Source organism: Oligoflexus sp. (assembly GCF_035638955.1).
GTDB lineage: Bacteria > Bdellovibrionota_B > Oligoflexia > Oligoflexales > Oligoflexaceae > Oligoflexus.
This window is the reverse complement of sequence record NZ_DASQYZ010000304.1, coordinates 1-5,094: the sequence shown is the minus strand read 5'-3', so window position 1 is coordinate 5,094 and position 5,094 is coordinate 1. Positions and strand designations below refer to the sequence as shown.

5 protein-coding genes are annotated in these 5,094 nt (G+C 54.0%); 2 read left to right on the top strand and 3 right to left on the bottom strand.

Annotated elements, in window-relative coordinates; all coding sequences use genetic code 11:
* Both VE954_RS27690 and VE954_RS27685 read left to right on the top strand, forming a co-directional pair.
* Window positions 1-1,392 (top strand): hypothetical protein (locus VE954_RS27690; protein ID WP_324959001.1); only part of this gene is annotated, 1,392 nt, incomplete at its 5' end.
* A gap of 26 nt (window positions 1,393-1,418) precedes the next feature.
* A complete protein-coding gene (locus VE954_RS27685) occupies window positions 1,419-2,258 on the top strand; it encodes a hypothetical protein (RefSeq protein WP_324958999.1) in 840 nt (279 codons plus the stop codon).
* Window positions 2,259-2,422: 164 nt separating this feature from the next.
* Here VE954_RS27685 and VE954_RS27680 read toward each other — a convergent pair whose 3' ends face one another.
* The 3 genes from VE954_RS27680 to VE954_RS27670 all read right to left on the bottom strand — a co-directional run.
* Window positions 2,423-3,628, bottom strand: coding sequence for a Bcr/CflA family multidrug efflux MFS transporter (locus VE954_RS27680; RefSeq protein ID WP_324958997.1), 1,206 nt, complete (start codon window positions 3,626-3,628; stop codon window positions 2,423-2,425).
* The gene (locus VE954_RS27675) at window positions 3,625-4,071 is read right to left on the bottom strand and encodes a MarR family transcriptional regulator (RefSeq protein WP_324958995.1); all 447 of its coding nucleotides are present in this window, start codon (window positions 4,069-4,071) and stop codon (window positions 3,625-3,627) included. The genes VE954_RS27680 and VE954_RS27675 overlap by 4 nt, the downstream gene beginning before the upstream one ends.
* Before the next feature lie 843 nt (window positions 4,072-4,914).
* Window positions 4,915-5,094, bottom strand: a 180-nt coding sequence (locus tag VE954_RS27670; protein WP_324958993.1) for a zinc ribbon domain-containing protein, incomplete at its 5' end; no start/stop codon positions are given.

Here is a 5,094-nt window from a genome sequence, read left to right as displayed (position 1 = left end):
GCCATTGCCCGTAGTGTCTTTCTCCATATGGATGGAGGCTTGCGTGCCCGTTGGCCGGAGACTCATCAGGTTCTTCTGAACCGGGAAGAGCGGCTTGAAGGCGAAGTGACGCCCGAAATGCATCTTGCCTGGCAGAATGGTGCGGTGCAATGGACCAAAAAATTTGTGGGACCCGTCATGGGCGGCGCCTCGAGTGCAGGTCTTACGCAAAGTCTTCGCTATGAAGTGGAGGCAACCAGTCACCCTGCGCAGCCGATCGAGTTGGGACTTTTGCGCCTGCAGGGAAGCGAGCAGAGTGTGTCGCTGCAAAAAAAGAATCTTGTGGCCCGCACCGATATTCAAATTACGCTGCGGCGTCGGGCGCCCTTGACTCAGAATGCCCTGCAGACCATGCTGGCCGACACCCAGGCCAATGCATCGGCCGCGGCTCCGCGGATTCTGACGGCGGAAGAGAAAGAGCAAATTATCAGCCGCTGGGATCATTTTCGCGACGGTGAAGGTCAAAAGCCGGCCCTCGGATCCAGTGAAGCCAATCAAGACACTTATCTTGAACTCAAACATGCGCTGCGTCAGGACCCAACGTTGGCGTCCGAGCTGGCCGATGAATTACGCGAGATCGATCCCGATAGCAGTGCCTTTGCCACGCTGGCCGGAGCCATGATTTATTCCGGTGAGAGCGAGGCTTTGGATGCTTTTGTGGAACAGGCTTTGGCCCATAAAGATGATGGCCACTGGCAGGAGCGAGCGCTGCCCATGGTCGGCCTCGCGCCGGCACCCACAGGAGCAAGCTGGAAATATTTGGATACGATGCGCCAGCAACCGAAACACCCTGATGTGGCGACCGCAGCTGAACTCGGTATGGCCACGCATCTGAAGCATGGCTTTCAGGACCCGGTCTTTGTCGATGAACTGCAGCTGCGTTTGGAGAAAGCGCAGACCGAAACCGAACGTCTGCATCTTCTGGATGTTGTAGGAAACGCCGGCCTGGAACAATTTTTCCCGATCATAAGCGCATGGCTGAAAGGCGCTTCCTTGCCGCTCCGCATGCGTATCGTGCAGGCTCTTCGTTTCATGAAGCGGCCTGAGGCCGAGACCATACTTTTGGCAATGGCGGCAGCCCCTGAAGCGGACCTCGCGCTCACGGCCTTGCAATGCCTGCGTGATCGGACGATGGCCAAGGAATCCATTCCGGTTCTTCTTAAACTTCTGGGCCAGACTCAGGATGATCGCATTCGACTCAAGGTTCTGGAAAATCTTTATGAAGCACGAAGCCTGGATGCGGGTCTTCTGCCAAACATTCAAAACCTGCGTCGGAGTATGGCGATGGGCCAGGCTTTAGCTGAGGCCTGGGAGCAAATGGAAAAGGATTGGGTGGATCCAGTGGAATCCTGAATCATATTTTTCAAAGGGAGGTTCGTATGCAAAAGTTTTGGATGGCAGCAGGGGCTTTGTTACTGATCGCCAGTGAAACATCCGCGGCTGAAAAATGTCGGGATTGGGCCTGGCAGAAGGGCAGTCGGAAGACCGCGCAGTTTGGCTTGAACGCGGATCTTTGCCTCGGAGCTCACAATCCTCAGGCCGTGGTGAACGAAGTGAAGGCGCGCGGGGAAGCCGAGGGTTATCTGCTCGACAAACGCATTCCACTTTTGCGCACGGAAGCCGGCACCCGCAGCCAACAGGGGCATAACCTCGAACTCAATGCCGGGGTTTTTATCGTCGGGCAAAAGGTTTGGAGTCCGTCCCTGAATGTAGCGACACCATACTATGAAAAAAGTTTTAATCTCCCGGCCCTTGATATGGAATTCCCTTATCGTGTTCAGCTCGGTCCCATCGGGGTCAAGGTCGCTGCAGGAGTGCGAGGCACCGCTGGTGTGGATCTGAATGCCTCAGCGGAACTGGCTCAACTGCAGGCCCGCATGATTCCGCATCTGGATACGAACGGCTATGCCTATGCTGATATTGATCTGTGGCTGGCCCATGTGGGTGCGGAAAGTTCTTTGCTCTTCGCTCGCGGTGATATTAACCTGGGCGCTTCCACTCAGGTCGTCATCAAAGATAATACTGCGATGCTGACAGGATCCGTTCTAGGTCTCTACGCCCTGCGAACCCTGGATGGTCGATTGAATGTTTATGCCGATACCAAATCCGCCCGCCGTCGTGGAGTGCACAGCTGGGAACGTCAGCTGCTTGGTTTTGATGGCTTTGCGATGCAAGGCACGATGTTTGAAGCTGCCATACCTGAAGTCGCCATCTATTGAGCATGCCTCGTCAGAAAACCCGGAGGTGAGCGGCTTCGGGTTTCCAGCCTCACGCAGAGCGTGAAATATTCTTTCCGTAATTTGGTGGTGCTTCACTCTTTTGTGAAGACTTCACAGACAACGGTCAAAGCCGAAATCGAGAAAGATAAAGCGCCGCCTGCGCTTCAATCGCGTTTTTTCATAATCGTGAAGAGAAGCAAAGACGTTATTCCGCAGACACCGACAATCACAGTCATCGGTGCAGCCGAGTCGGCATTCAGACGGGACAGGAGCAGCGAGGCCAGCGAAGCGGAGAGCATCTGCAACGTTCCCAGCATGGCCGAGGCACTGCCCGCGTTACGTCCCTGATGGGCCAAAGCTCCAGCCGCTGCATTAGGGAAGGTCGCGCCCAGTGTTGCGACATAAAAGAAAAGAGGGATCATGACGGCCCAAAGCCCGGCTCCGCTCAATCCAGCCAGCATAAGAAGAACCCCGGCCACCGCCAGGATGCGAATGGCGACTGTAAGGATCCTTTCAAAGCTATAGGTTCGCAACAAGCGGACATTGAGCTGGGACACGGCAATCAGTCCCAGGGCGTTGGCCCCAAAAACCCAACCGAACTTATCCGCGGGGATTTCAAAGAGTTTGATGAAGACAAAAGGTGAACCAGTAATATATGCAAACATTCCAGCCTGAGCGATGCTTCCGGACAGCGTATAGCGCAGGAATTCACGATCGCGGAGGAGACGGCCGAAAACCGCAAATGACCCTTTGATTTTATAGTCAGGGTTGACGCCATGTGTTTCAGGAAGAAACGTGGCAGCCGCTGCAATCGAAAGGCCGCTGAAGGCGACCAGAAACCAAAAGATGGACCGCCATCCCATATTCAGGCTGAAATAGCCGCCAAGGAGGGGTGCCAGGATCGGAGCGACCCCCATGATCAGCATGAGCAGCGAAAAGATGCGGGCTGATTCCTGCTGTTCAAATCGATCCCTTACGATGGCCCGCGGAATGACCATGCCGCCACAGGCGCCCAGGGCTTGGAGAAAGCGGAAGGCGATGACCCCTTCAATGCTCTGAGCCATGGCACAGGCCACCGAGGATATCGCATAGATGATGAGGCCAATGAGCAAAGGACCCTTGCGACCGTAGCGATCCGCCAAGGGACCATAAAAAAGCTGGCCAAGGGAAAGACCAGCGAAATACGAGGCGAGGGATGCTTCCACAGAAGGGAGCGTCGTCCCGAGTGAGCTGGCCATTTCAGGAAAGGCCGGTAGATACATGTCAACGGAGAGAGGACCCAGAGCGGTTAAACCACCGAGGATCAGAACCAAACGGCCCGGGTGAATTCCTCCGGCCTTTTGAGAAACGGTTGAAGAATGAACGGTCACGTTTTGGAGCTCCCGATTTGTGCTACGAGTTTAAATACGATCCTGCGCAGGGCGTCCTGCTCACTCTGAGTGAGACTCGATAAAAAATGGGCTTCGACCGCCTGCTCTTTTTTGCGAAGGCTCGCGTACTTCAAGCGGCCTTTGGATGTGAGACTTAGAAGTTTGGCCCTGCGGTCGCTGGCGTCCTGGGTTCGCTCCACAAGGCCGGCGGCTTCCAATCCGTCAATGAATTTGACCATGGAGGCCCGATCAATGCCAAGTTCCTCACCGAGCTGCATTTGATTGAACGGTCCGCCGTCTTTCAGCACGGTGAGTATGGCCAGCTGGGGAGGAACCAGCCTCTCCTGTTCCAGGGTTTCCGCCAGCATTTCGCGAAAGGACAAGCCGCTGCGATAAAGAGCATAGCCGAATAATTCGCGGAGGGCTGGGTGATAGGCAGGCATGATTTACAGGTCCAAATTGATTCGTTTAACAAACTATCTGTCTTGCACATTATCTGAGGGTGAGTGCGTTGTCAACTCACGCGGGATGGCGTATGCAATAATTAATCTGCAGCGACGTCAACTGTCTGGAACCTGCGCCTTCAATACCATAATGACGAGAAAACCATGCTTCCAACTCCTCGCGCTCCCTTGGCCGTGAGTTTTCAAGCGTGCTGACCCAAGGATATCTCCTCAGCTCAGAGGATGGAAAACTCGAGTTCTTTGTCATGATGGCGAAATCGCGACGTACTTTAATTGGTTCAGGGAGCATTGGCTGAATTCCAGGGTTATGAGTTTGATGCTTTGGTGAAGTAGGTTACAAAGCTCGCGCCTAGGACAATGTAATACCAACGGAGGAGGACCTATAATCGAGCAGAAGAACAAGAGCGCTGGCTGAGGCTATTTTGCAAAGCCTGGCGTTGCATCGCATGAAGGCGCTTTGCGGCATGATAATGTCCTCTCTCATCTGATAAATTGGGAGTGCCGCCTTGCTGGGGACCGGAGTTAAGCTCCCGTTGTCCATGACTTGGGCACAAAGTGAAAGGAAGTCTGGCGTGATCTCAGAACAAATGATCCGAATAGACGACAGCTATTTCAGCGTTTTGCGTTTTACGAGGAAAGCTGTCCGAGAAAAATACTTGGATTCCGGCTACACCTGCTTGGTAGGTGACAAGCTGATCCGTATGAACTGCTCCACCCAATCCTCACAAGCCCTGCGGGCTTGGCAGCCGCTCATCGATTCGCGGCTTTTGGTATGGAATGGAGTTTCGTGTTTCACAGGAAAAGAGTTCTTCTCCTCCACACCTAGGCCGGTTCCCGACCCGTGACAAAGCCTGTCAAAGCGTAATTTAAGATTACCAGAGCCGCATTCAGATCCCGATCAAGTATAAGTTTGCATTCCTTGCAATCGTGGACCCGCTCTGAGAGCAGCTTTTTTTGGACAAAACCGCATCCGGAACATGATTGCGAAGGCTTGATCTTTCT